Raw genomic sequence first — 17,175 nt, forward strand, 5'->3', positions numbered from 1 at the left:
ATGTCTTCCGGGTCTTTGACAGCCTCAACTGGGTGGAGAACATGCGCGTCGCGATGGATGCGGTGGTCGAGAGCGGCAAGATCTGCGAAGGCACCATCTGCTACACCGGCGACATCATGGACCCGGACCGGGCCAAGTATGACCTGAAATACTACGTCGGCATGGCCAAGGATCTGGAGGCTGCGGGCGCCCATATCCTCGGCCTGAAGGACATGGCAGGCCTATTGAAACCCGCCGCCGCGCGTCAGCTGGTGAAGGCGCTGAAGGAAGAGGTCGGCCTGCCGGTCCACTTCCACACGCATGACACCTCCGGCATCGCCGGGGCCACCATCCTGGCTGCCGCCGATGCGGGCGTCGATGCAGTGGATGCAGCGATGGATGCGTTCAGTGGCGGCACCTCGCAGCCCTGTCTGGGGTCGATCGTCGAAGGTCTGCGCAACACCGACCGCGACACCGGGCTGGATATCGCCAAGATCCGCGAGATCAGCGATTACTGGGAACAGGTGCGGGCGCAATACGCAGCCTTTGAGTCTGGCCTTCAGGCTCCAGCCTCGGAAGTTTACCTGCACGAGATGCCGGGTGGCCAGTTCACCAACCTCAAGGCGCAGGCGCGCTCCCTGGGACTGGAGGAGCGCTGGCACGAGGTCGCCCAGACCTATGCGGATGTGAACCAGATGTTCGGGGATATCGTCAAGGTGACGCCCTCCTCCAAGGTGGTCGGTGACATGGCGCTGATGATGGTGAGCCAGGGCCTCAGCCGCGAAGAGGTGGAGGATCCGCAGACCGACCTCTCCTTCCCCGATTCCGTTGTCGACATGCTGCGCGGCAACCTCGGCCAGCCGCCGGGCGGCTTTCCGGCGGGTATCGTGGACAAGGTGCTGAAAGGCGAAAAGCCCAACCTCGAGCGCCCCGGCAAACATCTGGAGCCGGTCGATCTGGAAGCCACCCGCGCCGAGCTGTCCCAGCAGCTGGAAGGCAAGGCAGTCGATGACGAGGATCTGAATGGCTACCTGATGTATCCCAAGGTGTTCCTTGATTACATGGGCCGCCATCGCCAGTACGGCCCGGTGCGCAGCCTGCCGACGCGGGCGTTCTTCTACGGGATGGAACCGGGCGAGGAAATCTCGGCCGAGATCGACCCCGGCAAGACGCTAGAGATCCGCCTGCAAGCCATCGGTGAGACCGATGAGAACGGCGAGGTGAAGGTGTTCTTCGAACTCAACGGCCAGCCGCGGGTGATCCGGGTGCCGAACCGTCTGGTGAAATCCACCACCGCTGCCCGCCCCAAGGCCGAAGCGGGCAACCCCGACCACATCGGCGCGCCGATGCCCGGCGTCGTCGCCTCGGTCGCGGTACAGGTTGGCCAGCAGGTGCATGAGGGCGATATGCTGCTGACCATCGAAGCGATGAAGATGGAAACCGGCCTGCACGCCGAACGCGACGCGGTGGTCAAGGCCGTGCACGTCCAGCCAGGCGGCCAGATCGACGCAAAGGACCTCCTCATCGAGCTGGAATAAGACACGAAGCCCAGACCACAAAACTACAAGCCGCAGCCCAAAAAGGCTGCGGCTTTTTTTCGTGCCGCACGCAGGCCGGATCCACTGCCCCGCGAATACGCGACAACGGGGAAAATTCGGCAAGCCTCCTCATTTCGCTGCTGTCAATCTTGATCCTTTGCGGGACCAGCCCAAAATAGCTGCCAGTTTTTATCCAGTTTGCGAGGTTTCCAATGTCTTCAGCGAAATTGACAGCTCCTGTCGGTCAGTCCCCACGCTCCAGTTCCGGGGATGAGGTCAAGAACAAACCAGACGACGTGCTGTTGGTGCGCAGGATGCTGGAGGCCAATAAGATCGGTCCGCTTGGCGCCTCCAAGAAGATGGATACCGGCCTGCTGAAGGCCATCGGCACCTTTCAGAAGAAAAGCGGCTTCAAAAACCCCGACAAGGTCGTCGATCCCGGCGGGCGCACCTTCAAGGCGCTGCTGCCAGCCTACAAGAAGATGAAGGCCGAAGAGGAAAAGGCCGCCAAACAACCCATGATGGAGGTCACCTTCCGCGGCAAGAAGATCCGCTGCACGCCCAAGGAATACGAGAAGGTCAAGCTGGACGTCCTCAAACGGCTGACGCCCTATATGAAATCGGTCCTGCGTAACCATGAAACCGCGCTGGAGACCTATCAGCACTATCTTGACGTGGCTCAGCTGAAAGATGGCGTGCTGAACGCCGTAGCGCAGGTCATCATCATCGAGGCCGGATCGGTCAAGATGCCCGATAACAAGCTCTGTGGCCGCTCCATCCGTGCCAGTGGCAAGCTGGAGCGGGCGATCATGACAAAGGACCTCAAGCTGATCGATGAGGCCCTGCCCGAGGCAGAAAAGGCGATTGGCGCCTTCAACGCGGATCTTTTGCGGTTTCTGAAGGAATTCACCGGCTCTGCCCGGACCACGGCCACTGTTCTGTCGGTTTCGTCGGCTGCCTGTTTTGCAGTCGTCGGGGCGCTGGCCGCCCCGGTTCTGGTGACCGGAGCGGGCATGACGGCTGGCGGCGCGGCTATCACCTCTGGTGCCGGTGTCGGCCTTTTGCAAAGCGCCAGTCAGGAGCTTGGCAAACATGCCAGCGGTCAGAAGGTGACCGTCTGGGGTTCGATCCAGGCCATGGTGATCGATGGCACGGTTGGCGGGCTGACCGGCGGGATCGGCAGCAAGGTACCGCTCGGCTTTTGCGATGATGCGGCAAAATGGATCGCACCCAAGCTGGCGTCCAAGGTCGCCTTCCTGTCCACCAAACAGCTTGAGAAATTCATCGCCAATTACATCGCCGGCTCCGGACAAGAGGTGATCAAAACCGTTCTGGGTGAAGCCGTGAAGGAAGTCGGCCGGATCATGAAGACCGGCAAGCCCCCGACCGAAAAGGAATTCCAGGCCATCGTAACCTCACTTCTTTATTCGGCACTTCTTGGCGGGATGGTGAAGAACCTCGGCAGCTTCCAGAAAAAATGGGCCTATAAGAACAAGGATCTTCTGCAGGGCACGATCCTGCCGGACCGGCTGGCGAAACTGGCCAAGACCAACAACATCCCAAATACGCTCAAGGCCAAGCTCTGGGCTGAGGTGATGAACAAGGTCAGCGATGAAAGCCTGAAGGTCGGCTATGGCGTCATTCTGTCCCGCGCCACCGGCAAGGAAAGCGAGGCACAGATGACCGATATGGCTGCCAAGGCCGCCGCCAAGGACAAGGCGCTGATGAAACTGGTCGACAACGAACTGGCCAAGGCGCTGAAAAAGCACAAGATCCCGGTCAAATAATCACCTCAACGGATACGCCCCAAGGGCCGTGGGGACCACTCCCGCTGCCCTCGGCATCCCGCCCGCGCTTCCGCGGCGCGCATTCCCTCGCGTGAACCCGCTCTGAATCGGCTTCAAAAGCCCCGCAGGATTGTTCAGTATTAGGTTCCAAAAACGAACTCACTTATGACACTGCAATTCCTATGGGGAGGATAGGCCGATGCTTCCGATTACATCACTTTATGCCGGCGGGGCGGCGCTCTTGTTTGTCTACCTGTCGCTTGGCGTCAGTCGCCAGCGGCTGAAACACAAGATTTCCGTCGGAGATGGCGGCAATCGCGCATTACTGATGGCCATCCGCGCACAGGGGAATTTCGTGGAATATACCGCGCTTGGCCTGGTTCTTCTGGCGCTGAGCGAAGCACAGGGCGCACCGGCACTGGCCACGCATGCGCTGGGGGTGATGTTGCTGGGCGGACGGCTGATGCACGCGGTCGGTTTTACCGCGCGCCCGCAGATCCTGATCCTGCGTCAGGCCGGCATCGTGCTGAACCTTCTGATGCTGCTTGTGGCAGGTCTGGGCCTGATCGCGCACGCGCTTTTCTAAGGTGAAGAGTGGCTAAGCCTAAACGTCATGCCCCTGCACCGGGGCCGTGACCTCGGGGGCGCTGATCGTTTTAACATAGACCGGCGCGGGCCGGATCGCGCCCGGGTCGACCTCAGATGCGGTTTCCGGGCTCTGCCCCCCCGCGGGCGACAGCGCCTTGGCCAGCGCTATGGTCGCGATCAGCGCGCCAATACGGGCATAATCGGCAGGTTTCATCTTAGACAGCTCCCCTCTGTTTCTTTTCGTCTGTATGAAACGCAGCAGCCCGCAGGTTCCGTCGCAGAAAATGAGAGTTTTTTCCGGGGCGGCACGATTTTCCACTTGCAGCCCCGCGGCGGAATGAATATTTCACCCCTCACCGAATGGCAGCGCGGGCGTAGCTCAGGGGTAGAGCATAACCTTGCCAAGGTTAGGGTCGGGCGTTCGAATCGCCTCGCCCGCTCCATTTGGACCACTAAAAGGCCGCCGCCCTGGCGGCCTTTCGTGTTTTCGGATCCTGGTGTTTTTGTTCCTTGCCAGCTCCTGTCGCCGCAGGGGAAGACGCCGCGAGAGACTTGCGCGGAATCGCCTTTGCGGCTACCACTTCTGCGCAAGGAACAGAGCAAGAACGACAAACGGGGCTGACAGGCAGGATGCTGACATCGGTTGAACTATGCGCAGGTGCAGGCGGCCAGGCCCTTGGGCTGGAGCGTGCGGGCTTTGATCACACCGCGCTCGTCGAGATCGACAAACACTGCTGCGCCACCCTGCGCCACAACCGCCCCACATGGAACGTGCTGGAAGAGGACGTGCGCCGGTTCAAGGAAGAAGCCAGTGATTACAAGGGCATCGACCTGCTGGCCGGCGGCCTGCCCTGCCCGCCGTTTTCCGTCGCTGGCAAACAGCTGGGCGAGCAGGACGAGCGCAACCTCTTTGACGATGCCATCGATATCGTCGATGCCACCCGCCCCCGTGCGGTGATGATCGAAAACGTCCGCGGGTTTCTGGACGCGGTGTTTCATGACTACCGCGAAAAGCTCAAAGGCCAGCTGTCGAAACTGGGCTATGAAACTGATTGGCGGTTACTGAACGCCTCGGACTTTGGCGTGCCGCAGCTGCGCCCGCGCGTTGCCATCGTGGCCCTGCGCAAGGAATTCGCCGGGCAGTTCAACTGGCCCGATCCGCTGCCGCACAACCCGCCCACGGTTGGCGCCACCCTGCTGGACCTGATGCAGGAACGTGGCTGGCGCGGCGCCGAAGACTGGGCCGCCAAGGCCGATGAAATCGCCCCAACCATCGTTGGTGGCTCCAAGAAACACGGCGGGCCGGATCTGGGTCCCACCCGTGCGCGCCGCGCCTGGGCCGCTCTTGGTGTCGAGGGGCGCACCATCGCCAATGAGGCGCCCGATCCCTTTCACAACGATATGCCCCGCCTGACCGTTCGGATGGTGGCGCGCATCCAGGGCTTTCCCGACGCCTGGCATTTCACCGGCGCCAAGACCAACGCCTACCGTCAGGTCGGCAATGCCTTCCCGCCGCCAGTGGCCGAAGCCGTGGCCCGCCAGTTGCGCGCCGCGATTGCCAAGCCCAACCTTCATGCCGTGCGGGCCTAAAGCCGCCTTGCCCAATCTGAGCCAAGAGCTGGGCCCGGCGGCCGGGCGGAGCCCAAGATGAAACAGACCCTTCCCGACAGCCTGATTCTGCCCGGACACCCGGATTATGACCTCCTGACCGAGATCGCAGGCGAGATCACCGCCCGCGCAGGTGGCGCGATGGAACTGGCGAGCCGGTTTCCAGCTATGCTGCGCACCTGCATCGACGATGTGATCATGACGCCGAAAACCGGGCGCCGCGCCTATGAGGAACTGGAAAAGACCGAAAAGACCTATATCGGCACCCGCGTCGAGATCGAGCTGCGCGCGCTCTTGCGGCTGCCCCGTGGCCGCCTGGATACCGAGGTTCTGGGCCGCGACATGGATATCAAGAACACCATGGGCAGCAATTGGATGATCCCGACCGAAGCGCTGGATCAAGTCTGCCTGCTGGTGGCCGCGGACGAGGCTCGCGCGCGCTGCTACCTTGGCCTGATCCTGGCGCGGCCCGACTACCTTACTGCCGGGCAGAACAAGGACGCCAAACGCTCTGTCTCGGCCATGGGGTTCGGCCATATCCTGTGGCTGCTGAGGGATCATCCCTACCCTGAGAATTTCTGGCGCAGCCTGCCCGAAGAGACCGTCACCCGGATTTTTTCCGGCGCCACCGGCAACGAACGCATGGCCCAGCTGTTCCGGCTTGTTCAGGGCCGCCCGGTCGACCGCGACGTGGTCGAGGCAGTGGCCCAGCAAAAGGACTTCATGCGCCGGATACGCTCAGACAAGGGACGCGGCACCCGCGACATTCTGGAGCGCGAGGGGATCCTGCTGTTGTCGGGACAATACGATGGCCAGCTGATCCGCGCGCTGGACCTGCCTGCCTGCCCCGCCAGCGCCTTTGTCTCCTGCCAGCCTGAAACAGAGCAGCATCGGCGCATGGCGCTGCAGGCCGGGTTCGATCTGCCCAGGGCGTGAATGCCAGCCTCCCCCACCCATCGGGCGGCTCTGCTTTTCTGTACCGGCGAGCATAATTTTCCTCTTGCACAGTCTCCGTGAAGCTCCTAAATACCCGCTCATCGGATGGTAGCGCGGGCGTAGCTCAGGGGTAGAGCATAACCTTGCCAAGGTTAGGGTCGGGCGTTCGAATCGCCTCGCCCGCTCCATTCGGATCAAAACAGCCGCCCTCCAGGGCGGCTTTTTGTTTTCCGCTTTCCCGCATTCGACCAGTCATAGAAATCCCCGCAGAGGCGGCATTTTTCCCTTGCAGCCCCCCGCATGATTTCCTAAACACCGCTCACCGAATGGCAGCGCGGGCGTAGCTCAGGGGTAGAGCATAACCTTGCCAAGGTTAGGGTCGGGCGTTCGAATCGCCTCGCCCGCTCCATTTGGATACAAGAGGCCGCCCTTCGGGGCGGTTTTTGTGTTTTTGGCCCCTTCCTCCCTACCCCTATCTCATAGGCCAATCCCCCCGCCGCCACCTTTTGATCAAATTCCTTTTGACGCCACCTGTAAAACGCGCCAATGCTTGCCGCATCCCTGCCCCGTGCAGTCCGCCGTTCCAGCCCGCCCCGCGCGTTTTTCTTCAAAGGAGTTCAGTCATGGCACCTGTCATCTATCCCACCACCAACCTGACCGCGACCGAGCAGATGTGCATTGACCACGCCCAGGGGATCTATGTCTACGACACCGACGGCAAGGAATATATCGAAGGTCTGGCAGGTCTGTGGTGCACCTCGCTGGGCTATGGCAACACCGAGCTGATCGAGGCGATCACCGAACAGCTGACCAAGCTGTCCTTTTCCCACACTTTTGGCGGCAAGACCCACGCGCCGATCCAGGAACTGGCGGAAAAACTGAAGACCATGGTGCCAATCGAGGATGCCTATTTCTTCTTCGGCAACTCCGGCTCGGATGCCAATGACACCCATTACAAGATGCTGCGTTACTACTTCAATGCCATCGGCAAACCGGAAAAACGCAAGATCATCACCCGCGAGCGTGGCTATCATGGTGTGACCGTCGCCGCCGGATCGCTGACCTCCCTGCCCGCAAACCTGGCGCATTTCGACGCGCCCGTTGAGGCTCTGCACATCCTGCGCTCGGACGCACCGCATTACTACACGGGCCGCAAGGGGAACGAGACCGAAGCACAATTTGTCGACCGTATCATCGACAATCTGGAGCAGCAGATCCTTGCCGAGGATCCCGACACCATCGCCGCCATGATCATGGAGCCGATCACCGGCGCCTCTGGCGTGATCGTGCCGCCCGAAGGCTATTACGAAAAACTGCAGGCGGTTCTGCGCAAATATGGCATCCTGGTCTGGGCGGATGAAGTCATCACCGGCTTTGGCCGCACCGGCGCCGATTTCGGCTGCACCACCATGGGCATCAAACCCGACCTGATGACCTTCGCCAAACAGCTCTCCTCGGCCTATTTCCCGATCTCCGCCTCCGTGATCCCCGGCTGGATGTACAAGGAAATGGTTGCGCCCTCGAACGAGGTCGGCGTCTTTGGCCACGGCTACACCTATTCCGGTCACCCTGCCGCCTGCGCCGCCGCCCTCAAAACGCTGGAAATCTATGAGCGTGACAACCTGTTTGATCATGCGGCCGAGGTCGGCGATTACATGCAGGCGCAACTTCGCGAAATCTTCACTGATCACCCGCTGGTGGGCGAGGTCCGCGGCAAGGGGCTGATCGCGGCGCTGGAACTGGTGTCGAACAAGACCACGGGCGCAACCGTGCCCGGCGGCAAGGGCGGCGCCCTTGCAGTCAAGGCCTGCCAGGACGAAGGCCTGATCCTGCGCGCCGTGGCGGGCAACGCGCTCGCCTTCTGCCCGCCGCTGATCATCACAAAGGCGGAAGTGGACGAAATGCTGAAACGCGCCAAATCCGCCGTGGACAGCACCTATGAAGCGCTGAAGGCCGAAGGGCTGATCGACGGCTAAGCCCACCCTCGCGCCCCGGACTGCCCAAAGACCGGGGCGCGATCTCGGCCCTGCCGATCTGCGTCTCTTCTGCTGTATTTTCCCCTTACTCCCGCCAGCGCTTTGACCTGTAACTGAAACCGGTTTGGTATCAGTAATTGCAGGAGACATGCATATGGTTGAGTTGATCTATGAAGGCACGGAACGCTACGTGATGACCCAGAGCGGCATCGGCTGGTTCAGTTTTCATTTCAACCTGAAGGCCGAAGTCACGGACGCATCATCCACCGGGTTTACCCTGATGCGAAATACCGATCTTGGCATTCCCGGCTTTGATCCGATCCCCGACACCTCTCCCGATGTCTACAACGGGACTGGCCTGCAATTCCAAAGCATCACCCGCGACGGCCACAGTATCCTGACACCGTATTCCGGATTGATCGAGGGCGTCACCGAAACCGGCACCAATTTCACCACAACGGTCACCAATCTCAACATTGATGCAGAAGATTTCTTCCGCGTGTCTGAAACAGACCGCAACCGGGACAATGTGAAATTGTTCAAACAGGTCTTTTCCGGAGATGACTTCTTCGATCTGGGGTCCCGCGGAGACAAGGTCAAAGGCTACAATGGCAATGATGAAATGCTGGGCCGGGGCGGCGGTGACAAGCTTTGGGGCGGGCGTGGCAATGATACCCTCAAGGGCGGCGGCGGCCGTGACCTTTTGCAGGGCGATCAGGGCGATGACATGCTGGTGGGGGGCCGCGGCGCCGACACCTTCAAGTTCAAGGGGCGCAACATCGGCGATGATACGATCGAGGACTGGCGCGATGGGACTGACCTCATCGCCATCAAACACCGCAGCGTTGATGATTTTTCTGACCTGACGCTGACCCAGAATGGCAACGATGCCGTGATTTCCTATCGCGCGGGCAGCATTACCCTGGCCGATACCAATATTTCCGATCTGGACGGGTCGGATTTCCTGTTCTGATTTAAGTCTGCTTCAGGCGCATCGGCGCAGGAACGAAAAACGCCTGATCTCCGGCAGGGGATCAGGCGTTTTGCATCAGCAGTGCGGACGGCTCAGAAAACCTTGTAGGTCATCGTGGTTAGCGAGCGTTCGATATTCGGGATCACCAGCAGGTGGTCGTTGATATACTTCCCGACATCCGCGTCCTTGGGGATGTAAAGCTTCATCAGCAGGTCATATTCGCCGCTGGTGGAGTAGAGCTCGGAATGAATTTCGCGCAGGGCGATATCTTCGGCCACCTTGTAGGTGGTGCCGGGTTTGCAGCGGATCTGGATGAAAACGCAGGTCGACATGGGCGCCCCTTCATTGGGTTTTCTTGAGTAACGATTTGGCCGCTAAGCTGGCACGGCGCGCAGGCAGGCGCAATCCCACAGATGCAGCTGCAACAGGGTCTGAGTTTCGACTTACGCGCTCTTGAGTGAGACAGCCCCAGCACCCTATAAGCGCAGCACCAGCCCATGGGCGCCATATGGCCCAAGGGGCAGTTTGACGAAGGATGGCCCGCAGATGCGCAGCGCTCAGATCACCCGCTCCACCGCCGAGACCGAGATTTCGGTGGAGATCAACCTCGATGGTACCGGGGCATATGACAACCAGACCGGTGTCGGCTTTTTCGATCACATGCTGGACCAACTGGCGCGGCACTCGCTGATCGACATGACCATTCGTGCCAAGGGTGATTACCACATCGACGATCACCACACGGTCGAGGATACGGGTATTGCGCTGGGTCAGGCGTTGGTCGCCGCGCTTGGCGACAAGAAAGGCATCCGCCGCTATGGCGAATGCCACCTGCCTATGGACGATGCCCAGGTGCGCTGCGCGCTGGACCTGTCGGCGCGCCCCTTCCTGATCTGGAACGTAACTCTGCCGACGCCCAAGATCGGCACATTCGATACGGAACTGGTGCGTGAGTTTTTCCAGGCGCTCAGCACCCATGGCGGCATCACCCTGCATATCGACCAGATCCACGGGTTCAACAGCCACCACATCGCCGAAGCGGCGTTCAAGGCCGTGGCCCGCGCCCTGCGCGATGCGGTCGAAACCGACCCGCGCAAGGCAGACGCCATCCCGTCGACCAAGGGCGCGCTCTGACGTCTTTTCAGACCGCAATCAGACCGTGGCGCCCAGCGGCGCGCCACGGCCCCGGCGCAGGATCCATTCCGCGAGCAACAGATTGGGCACCCAGGCCAGCCAGCAGATGATCGGATAGCTGGCCTCAAACCCCACGGTCGCGACCCCGACGGGCAGGTAAACCCGTAGCGTCACAGCCGCCAACGTCAGTGCGGCAGAGCGGATCATCCAGACCCGGTGCTGCGCAATTCGGCGGTTCATCGCATGCCAGATCGCCGTGCCCGTCACCCACAGCCAGAGCAGCGACAACACCCCCAGGCCCGCCGCGGCGACCGGTCCCTCCTCGGTTGTATAGGCCAGCCAGATGCCGCTGATCCCGGCCAGCAGGATCGCGACGCCGTATAGACGCCCCAGCCAGCGGTGCAGCCCACGGCGCCGCTGCCAGACCCTCGTGGAAAACTGCACCGGCAGCAGTGCCAGCGAGATCGGCGCAAGGCCGATGTGCAGGTAGAGCATCAACGGCCGCTCCAACGCGTGATGCAGCATCGCGGGCATCACCAGCGCGATATCGGCAATCAGGAACCGGTAAGATCCCACCGCGATCAGCACCGCAGACACCCACATCGTCATGATAACCCATCTGGGATAGCCCATCGTCCGGGTTTCACTCGACATCTCATCCCTCCTTGCGCCCTTGGGCGACTCAAACTTTACACTGTCAAGTTAACATCTGGCAGGCAAACTTGACGCCGTCAAGATGAAGGGCGATACCTGCCGCATGACAAAAGAAGACGTGAAAAGCCGCCACCACCACGGCGACCTGAAGGCCGCTCTGATCAAGGCAGGCATCGATCTCCTGGAGGAAGGTGGCCTCAGCGCGCTGTCTTTGCGCAAATGCGCTGCACGCGCCGGGGTGTCGCACTCGGCGCCCGCGCATCATTTCGACGGGCTGGCGGGGTTGAAACAAGCCATCGCCGAGGAAGGCTTCCGTCTGTTCTCATCCTACCTGCAAAGCGCCTGCGACAGCGGCGCACAGGATCCCCACGGGCGGGTCCACTCGCTGTGCCGGGGCTATCTGCAATTTGGGCTGGATCATCCCGGCATCCTCGCGGTGATCTTTGGCGATCAGGGACTTGCGGGTCTGGTCCATGGCGGCGGCAAGGAAGAGGCCGACGCCTATCTGACCTTACGCGCGGTGGCCGCGCCCTTTGTGGCGCCCGGTCAAGACCGACTGGTGGTGGAAACCCAGATCTGGTCGCTGATCCACGGGTTTACCCTGCTCTACCTCGCCGGGGAGTTCGGCAACCCGCCCCCCCCCATCGACGACGGCCCTTTGACGCAGGTGATCGCCCTTCTGGACCGGCTGGAGCCTGTAGCGCCCTCTTGACCCCGGGACGGTTTCCGGCCACTTCAAAGACGCAAGACAGGAAGGACCAGGCCCCATGCTGACGGCGATCATCGATTACGAAAGCGGCAATCTCCACTCTGCCGAAAAAGCCTTTCAGCGCATGGCGCGCGAAATGGACGCGGGTGAGGTTGTGGTCACATCCGACGCCGATGTGGTGGCCCGCGCAGACCGTCTGGTGCTGCCCGGCGATGGTGCCTTTCCCGCCTGCGCCGCCGAGCTGCGCGGTCACAAGGGCATCTATGATGCCATGGTCCACGCGGTCGAGGACAAGGGACGTCCTTTCCTTGGAATCTGCGTCGGCATGCAGCTGATGGCCACCACCGGCCACGAATACGAAGACACCCCCGGTCTGGACTGGGTGGGCGGCGATGTGGTGAAGATCACCCCCGAGGATCCCGCCCTGAAGGTGCCACATATGGGCTGGAACGATCTGGTGATCGACCACGACCACCCGGTGTTTGCAGGTATTTCATCGGGCGATCACTGCTACTTCGTGCATTCCTACCATTTCCGCGTCGCGGACCCGGCCGAGCGGCTGGCGCATGTGGACTATGGCGGCGATGTTACCGCCGTCATCGGCAAGGGCACCATGCTGGGCATGCAGTTCCACCCGGAGAAAAGCCAACACGTCGGCCTGCGCATGATCGGCAATTTCCTGACCTGGGCGCCCTGACGCCGCCCCTGCTCCCGCTGCGGCTTAGGCTGCGCTTTTGCGTAAAGACACCGGAGCGCAGCCATAAGCCTTACGAAAGGCGCGGGTGAAGCCTTCGGGGGAATCATAGGCATAGCGGCGGGCCACCGCCTCGACCCGATCACCGCGCAGCATGTCCTGCCGCGCCAGTGTCAGCCGCCAGCGCCGCAGATAATGCATCGGGCTTTCCCCGACCTGCTGGGAAAACAACTCGGAAAACCGTGACAGGGACAGGCCCGCCTCGGTCGCTAGATCTTGCGTGGTCCAGACCCGGCCCGGATGGTCATGCATCGCCACGATGGCGCGGGCCAGCCGCGCATCAGAAAGCCCCGCCAACAGGCCCGGCTCCGCCGTGCCCACCTCGATTAGGTGCCGCAACAGCCGCACCATGGCCGCCTGCCCCAGGCTGGCCAGAATACTCTCGGCGCCGCAGCGGTGCACGGCCAGCTCCTGCTGCATCAGATCGAGCACCGCGCACAGCCCTGTCGCGTCAGCCAAAGCCACTTCGACCCGCACCGGCAATGCAGCCACCAGCGGATTATGCTCCCCGGCCCAGTCCACCCGCAGCGCAAGGCTGGGTCCGTCTTCTGCCTGCGGCACCGCCCCACCGGCAAAGAACACCAGCCGCGCCAAAGCCCCGTCCGGATCAGTATAGACACGCAGGTTTGCCGCCTCCGGCGTTGCCACCTCGACCGTCATGCGAAACCGGGCCATCAGGCTCGACAATCTGTCCATTATCTCTCTCCCGTGCAGAGTTCCGGTGTTTTTGTCAGATTTTTCGGATTTTTCAAGCACTGATCCGTTGCACAAGGCCACCACCATCACTCACGGCCGCTTATGCGGCAGCAACATTCATACTCGGAGACCTGCTATGCTGATCCCCCGCCAGAAAACCCCGAACCTGTCCCTGCCGCTGCTGGGCGGCGGCACCTTTGATCTGTCCAAGGCAGACAGCGAACGCGGCACCGTCATCTGTTTTTACCGGGGCCTGCACTGCCCGATCTGCGCCAACTACCTGAAAGAGCTGGAAAAGAAGACCGCCGATTTCGCTGAGCGCGGCGTTGCCACCATCGCCATCAGCGCCGATGGCGAAGAGCGCACCCAGGCGATGGCCGACAAGATCGAAGCCAAATCCCTGCGCTTTGCCTATGATCTGCCGCTGGACGTGGCAAAGGAATGGGGTCTTTACATCTCAACCTCGCGTGGCACTACCTCGATCGGTCTGGAAGAGCCCGCGCTGTTCTCTGAACCCGGCCTGTTCATGGTGACCCCCGAGCAGACCCTCTACTACGGCTCGGTTCAGACCATGCCCTTCGTGCGTCCGCATTTCTCGGAACTGGTGTCGGCCCTCGATTTCGCCATCGCCAACGACTATCCGGCGCGCGGCGAATACACCGGCGCTGTCTGATCGGCCTGCCTGATAGGCCTACCTGATAGACCGGTCTGACGGAGCAGTCGGACCGGTCCCAGAGATCAACGCGCCGCGGGTGAAGCTTCCAATCTGGCGCGTTGTTCCCGCCGGGCTGCCCTCCCGCAGTCCGGCACCGGCGTTTGCGCTAGGCGAACCGACGCCTTCCCAAGCACAACCGCAATTTCCAGCCACCTTTTCTTGACAATTTTTATCTGCCTTTGTAGCACAGCCCTGCCAGGTACCGGACTCTGAGGCCCAATGCCCAGTCGCCGTGCAGCAGATCTGCCGCATCCCAGACCCAGCGAATCACTCGAATTTTGCAACGCGAACACGGTCACGCCCGGCCCCATCTGACGCTTGTCATGCGATCAGCGATGGGTCGGCACAGGAGATGCCATGACGATCACCATCACAACCGGCAACAGCCAGGTTACCGACTTCACCGCCTATATCGAAGACTTCAGCGCCAATTTCGAATCCGCCGGGCGCGGTGTCTTCTCCAACGGCCTGGGCGGCGATTACGCCGGCGCCGAGGCACAGATCACCGACACCGCAACCCCGGATGCACAGGCCTATATCCTGCGCGATGACATTGTTTACAGCATGAGCACCCACACGCTCAGCGGGACGGTCAGCGGAATTGAACTGGGCTATGGCGCCACCGCAACCGACGCGGAGAACGGCACCCAGGACATCGCGCTGGATCAGCTGGATTATTCCATCGAATTCGCCCCCGCTGTCGATGGCGCCGATGCTTCGGCGGCGCTGATCTACGGCATGCTGGATGCGGATTTCGAACCACTGATCGATCAGCTTAAAGCGCAGAACATCCGCTTCTTCGGCTCCGGTGGTGATGACAGCTTCAGCGGCTACGGCAATGACGATCGCTTGAAGGGCGGCGCGGGCAATGACGACCTGCAGGGCAACCGCGGCGAGGACGTTCTGATCGGCGCCAAGGGCCGTGACACGCTGCTCGGCGGTGCGCAGGACGACAAGCTGAAAGGCGGGCTTGGCCGTGACGTTCTGAAAGGCGGCAAAGGCGAGGATACTCTGCTGGGCGGCGCCCACGCGGACAAACTGAAAGGCGGTGCGCATAACGACGTGCTGAACGGCGGCGGCGGCCGCGACAAGCTGATCGGTGGCAGCGGCGAGGATACCTTTATCTTCAAAGGCAACTTTGGCCGCGACGTGGTCCGGGACTTCACCATTGGTGAGGACGTTCTGGACCTCTCTGCTCTAACGGATGAGGCGACCAGCCTCGACGCCTTTGTCGATGCCGCGACCGACACGGGCAGCCGCGTGATCTACGACATGGGCGATGATGGGCAGAACGTCATCATCCTGAACGGCGTCAGCCTGGATGACCTCACGGCGGATGATTTCCTCTTCTGATCACCCCTACCTCTCCGCCAGCTCCCCATTACGGGGGCTGGCCCCAGCCGATGCCACACAGCAATCAAACATACGGCAATTGTGACGGCACGGCGATGGACAGGGCGCCCGCTTCGCGGCATATGGAACCGGTGTGAAACCCGTTCAGGCCCCGCCCCTTTGCAGATCAGACTGGAAAAATTCGACCATATCGAAGGCCGCCACCGCTATTGCGTGCTGCGGCTAAGCCAGACCCTGTTTGGCGACTGGTGCGTCGAACAGGCCCTGGGTCCGATCGCCGCCCCCGGAGGTCAGGAACGGCGCGCCTATTTCAACCAGCACGCCGAGGCGATGCATCTGTTCGAAACGGTGCGGGACCGGCAGGTCCGCCGTGGTTTTGTGCCGATCCCGGTTCAGCTTGGGCTACTATGATCCACGTCCCGGCGCGTCCATGCGGCGGGAGATCACTTCACCCGTTTCTCAGTTGACCCGTTTCCAGGTCTGTCCCCGGCAGATCAGCCCGCCTGCGACGCACCCCTTGACGGTCAGGCGGTTGCCGTCCAGCGACATCTTGGACTTGTAGGTCTTGTCCGCATCGGGCGCCCAGATCTTACCCCCGGAATAGCTGCCGCCACCATCGGCCTTCATATCCCAGATCAGCTTCTTGCCCAGATGCTCATAATCCGCCGACACGCCGCCATTTGTGTCATAGGCGGTGGCGATGGTGCCGCAAATGCTGGCTCCGCAGGGCGCAATATCCACGTGCAAATAACCGCCTTCATCGCCCTCCTCGGTCTTCCATTTGCCAGCAACCTGATCGGCCAGCGCGCCGGTGGCCAGCGACATCGCCAGCGCCAGACCCAATGTGACTGTCTTCATCTCAAAACCTCCCTGTTTGCCCCACCTTGGCGCGGCATGTGGTTTTCAGGCAAGCTTGACTTTGGGTCGCGTTGCAATCCCGGCGCCGACCGTGCCATAGAACCGCCAAAACCCAGCCGCCAGCCCGGCGGCGCCCATTGATGACAAAGGCCAGCGACATGATCCTTTATCCCGCCATTGACCTCAAGGACGGCCAGGCCGTGCGCCTTCTGCATGGCGACATGGACAAGACCACAGTGTTCAACGACAACCCCGCCGCCCAGGCGCTGGAGTTCGTCGAAAAGGGCTGCGAATGGCTGCACCTCGTCGATCTGAACGGTGCCTTTGCAGGTGAGCCGGTGAACGCCGCCCCGGTCGAGGAAATCCTCAAGCAATGCAAGGTGCCCGCACAGCTGGGCGGCGGCATCCGCGACATGAAGACCATCGAAAACTGGATCGACAAGGGGCTGGCCCGGGTGATCCTTGGCACTGTAGCGGTGGAAAACCCCGATCTGGTGCGCGACGCAGCGCGCGAATTCCCCGGCAAGGTGGCCGTCGGCATCGACGCCCGCAACGGCAAGGTCGCAACCAAAGGCTGGGCCGAGGAAACCGACGTGATGGTCACCGATCTTGCACGATCCTTCGAGGACGCAGGCGTTGCCGCCATCATCTACACCGACATCATGCGCGATGGCGCGATGAAGGGCCCCAACGTGCAGGCCACTGCCGATCTGGCCAATGCGGTCTCGATCCCGGTGATCGCCTCCGGCGGGGTCTCCTCGCTTGAGGACCTCCGGGCGCTGAAATCCTGCGGGGCACCGCTCAATGGCGCCATCTCGGGCCGCGCGCTTTATGATGGCGCCATCGACCTTGGCGAGGCACTGGAGCTTCTCAAAGGCTGATGGCCGCCTGCCCCCCCGGTGCTTGCGTCTCCCTCA

General features: G+C 61.7%; 19 protein-coding genes and 3 tRNA genes. 17 read left to right on the forward strand and 5 right to left on the reverse strand.

Features of this window, described 5'->3' with window-relative positions; all coding sequences use genetic code 11:
• From C6W91_RS14155 to C6W91_RS14165, 3 genes are all read left to right on the forward strand, one after another.
• Nucleotides 1-1,517: biotin/lipoyl-containing protein (locus C6W91_RS14155; protein WP_370570949.1), on the forward strand; the 1,517-nt coding region annotated here is incomplete at its 5' end.
• A gap of 212 nt (nucleotides 1,518-1,729) precedes the next feature.
• Complete coding sequence (locus C6W91_RS14160; RefSeq protein ID WP_370570950.1) at nucleotides 1,730-3,304, forward strand: hypothetical protein; 1,575 nt, start codon at nucleotides 1,730-1,732, stop codon at nucleotides 3,302-3,304.
• A 199-nt stretch (nucleotides 3,305-3,503) separates the two neighbouring features.
• Nucleotides 3,504-3,890 carry an MAPEG family protein gene (locus tag C6W91_RS14165; protein WP_274834958.1) on the forward strand — a complete coding sequence of 129 codons (387 nt, stop codon included), beginning with the start codon at nucleotides 3,504-3,506 and terminating at the stop codon, nucleotides 3,888-3,890.
• A gap of 18 nt (nucleotides 3,891-3,908) precedes the next feature.
• Here the strand turns inward: C6W91_RS14165 and C6W91_RS14170 are convergent, their stop codons facing one another.
• On the reverse strand, nucleotides 3,909-4,106 hold the full coding sequence (locus tag C6W91_RS14170; protein ID WP_274834960.1) for a hypothetical protein: 198 nt from the start codon (nucleotides 4,104-4,106) through the stop codon (nucleotides 3,909-3,911).
• A 154-nt stretch (nucleotides 4,107-4,260) separates the two neighbouring features.
• On the opposite strand from C6W91_RS14170, the gene C6W91_RS14175 reads away from it, so the two are divergent.
• From C6W91_RS14175 to C6W91_RS14205, 7 genes are all read left to right on the forward strand, one after another.
• Nucleotides 4,261-4,335: transfer RNA gene (locus C6W91_RS14175), tRNA-Gly, on the forward strand.
• A 187-nt stretch (nucleotides 4,336-4,522) separates the two neighbouring features.
• Nucleotides 4,523-5,482 carry a DNA cytosine methyltransferase gene (locus tag C6W91_RS14180; protein ID WP_065273031.1) on the forward strand — a complete coding sequence of 320 codons (960 nt, stop codon included), beginning with the start codon at nucleotides 4,523-4,525 and terminating at the stop codon, nucleotides 5,480-5,482.
• 57 nt (nucleotides 5,483-5,539) lie between these two features.
• Nucleotides 5,540-6,436 (forward strand): NaeI family type II restriction endonuclease, encoded by an 897-nt coding sequence (locus C6W91_RS14185; protein ID WP_370570951.1) that lies wholly within the window; start codon nucleotides 5,540-5,542, stop codon nucleotides 6,434-6,436.
• Nucleotides 6,437-6,549: 113 nt separating this feature from the next.
• Nucleotides 6,550-6,624, forward strand: a tRNA-Gly gene (locus tag C6W91_RS14190).
• Nucleotides 6,625-6,770: 146 nt separating this feature from the next.
• A tRNA-Gly gene (locus C6W91_RS14195) sits at nucleotides 6,771-6,845 on the forward strand.
• Nucleotides 6,846-7,059: 214 nt separating this feature from the next.
• A complete protein-coding gene (locus C6W91_RS14200) occupies nucleotides 7,060-8,412 on the forward strand; it encodes an aminotransferase (protein ID WP_274837707.1) in 1,353 nt (450 codons plus the stop codon).
• Between the two features lie 154 nt (nucleotides 8,413-8,566).
• Nucleotides 8,567-9,385: a calcium-binding protein gene (locus C6W91_RS14205; protein WP_274834966.1), complete on the forward strand. Its 819-nt coding sequence runs from the start codon at nucleotides 8,567-8,569 to the stop codon at nucleotides 9,383-9,385.
• 92 nt (nucleotides 9,386-9,477) lie between these two features.
• On the opposite strand, the gene C6W91_RS14210 is transcribed toward C6W91_RS14205, so the two are convergent.
• Nucleotides 9,478-9,717 carry an Lrp/AsnC family transcriptional regulator gene (locus C6W91_RS14210; RefSeq protein WP_065273027.1) on the reverse strand — a complete coding sequence of 80 codons (240 nt, stop codon included), beginning with the start codon at nucleotides 9,715-9,717 and terminating at the stop codon, nucleotides 9,478-9,480.
• A 214-nt stretch (nucleotides 9,718-9,931) separates the two neighbouring features.
• Between C6W91_RS14210 and hisB the strand changes: the two genes are divergently transcribed.
• Nucleotides 9,932-10,519, forward strand: coding sequence for an imidazoleglycerol-phosphate dehydratase HisB (hisB, locus tag C6W91_RS14215; RefSeq protein ID WP_274830035.1), 588 nt, complete (start codon nucleotides 9,932-9,934; stop codon nucleotides 10,517-10,519).
• Nucleotides 10,520-10,537: 18 nt separating this feature from the next.
• On the opposite strand, the gene C6W91_RS14220 is transcribed toward hisB, so the two are convergent.
• The gene (locus C6W91_RS14220; RefSeq protein ID WP_368981497.1) at nucleotides 10,538-11,173 is read right to left on the reverse strand and encodes a DUF2306 domain-containing protein; all 636 of its coding nucleotides are present in this window, start codon (nucleotides 11,171-11,173) and stop codon (nucleotides 10,538-10,540) included.
• A 103-nt stretch (nucleotides 11,174-11,276) separates the two neighbouring features.
• Between C6W91_RS14220 and C6W91_RS14225 the strand changes: the two genes are divergently transcribed.
• Nucleotides 11,277-11,885, forward strand: a complete 609-nt coding sequence (locus C6W91_RS14225; RefSeq protein WP_274837710.1) for a TetR/AcrR family transcriptional regulator — start codon at nucleotides 11,277-11,279, stop codon at nucleotides 11,883-11,885.
• A gap of 55 nt (nucleotides 11,886-11,940) precedes the next feature.
• The gene (gene hisH / locus C6W91_RS14230; protein ID WP_065273025.1) at nucleotides 11,941-12,579 is read left to right on the forward strand and encodes an imidazole glycerol phosphate synthase subunit HisH; all 639 of its coding nucleotides are present in this window, start codon (nucleotides 11,941-11,943) and stop codon (nucleotides 12,577-12,579) included.
• A 24-nt stretch (nucleotides 12,580-12,603) separates the two neighbouring features.
• Here the strand turns inward: hisH and C6W91_RS14235 are convergent, their stop codons facing one another.
• Nucleotides 12,604-13,332 carry an AraC family transcriptional regulator gene (locus C6W91_RS14235; RefSeq protein WP_065273784.1) on the reverse strand — a complete coding sequence of 243 codons (729 nt, stop codon included), beginning with the start codon at nucleotides 13,330-13,332 and terminating at the stop codon, nucleotides 12,604-12,606.
• Between the two features lie 136 nt (nucleotides 13,333-13,468).
• On the opposite strand from C6W91_RS14235, the gene C6W91_RS14240 reads away from it, so the two are divergent.
• The 3 genes from C6W91_RS14240 (at nucleotide 13,469) to C6W91_RS14250 (ending at nucleotide 15,811) form a co-directional block, all read left to right on the forward strand.
• Nucleotides 13,469-14,005: a peroxiredoxin-like family protein gene (locus C6W91_RS14240; RefSeq protein WP_065273024.1), complete on the forward strand. Its 537-nt coding sequence runs from the start codon at nucleotides 13,469-13,471 to the stop codon at nucleotides 14,003-14,005.
• Nucleotides 14,006-14,404: 399 nt separating this feature from the next.
• Entirely contained in the window at nucleotides 14,405-15,400 is a 996-nt protein-coding gene (locus tag C6W91_RS14245; RefSeq protein WP_370570955.1) for a calcium-binding protein, read from the forward strand.
• A 159-nt stretch (nucleotides 15,401-15,559) separates the two neighbouring features.
• Nucleotides 15,560-15,811 carry a WGR domain-containing protein gene (locus C6W91_RS14250; protein ID WP_274830041.1) on the forward strand — a complete coding sequence of 84 codons (252 nt, stop codon included), beginning with the start codon at nucleotides 15,560-15,562 and terminating at the stop codon, nucleotides 15,809-15,811.
• A 48-nt stretch (nucleotides 15,812-15,859) separates the two neighbouring features.
• On the opposite strand, the gene C6W91_RS14255 is transcribed toward C6W91_RS14250, so the two are convergent.
• On the reverse strand, nucleotides 15,860-16,258 hold the full coding sequence (locus C6W91_RS14255) for a DUF2147 domain-containing protein (protein ID WP_370570956.1): 399 nt from the start codon (nucleotides 16,256-16,258) through the stop codon (nucleotides 15,860-15,862).
• A 158-nt stretch (nucleotides 16,259-16,416) separates the two neighbouring features.
• On the opposite strand from C6W91_RS14255, the gene hisA reads away from it, so the two are divergent.
• Nucleotides 16,417-17,139, forward strand: coding sequence for a 1-(5-phosphoribosyl)-5-[(5-phosphoribosylamino)methylideneamino]imidazole-4-carboxamide isomerase (gene hisA / locus C6W91_RS14260; protein ID WP_370570971.1), 723 nt, complete (start codon nucleotides 16,417-16,419; stop codon nucleotides 17,137-17,139).
• Nucleotides 17,140-17,175 lie beyond the last annotated feature (36 nt).

The sequence above is a fragment of the Phaeobacter sp. SYSU ZJ3003 genome (assembly GCF_041300735.1).
GTDB lineage: Bacteria > Pseudomonadota > Alphaproteobacteria > Rhodobacterales > Rhodobacteraceae > Phycobacter > Phycobacter gallaeciensis_A.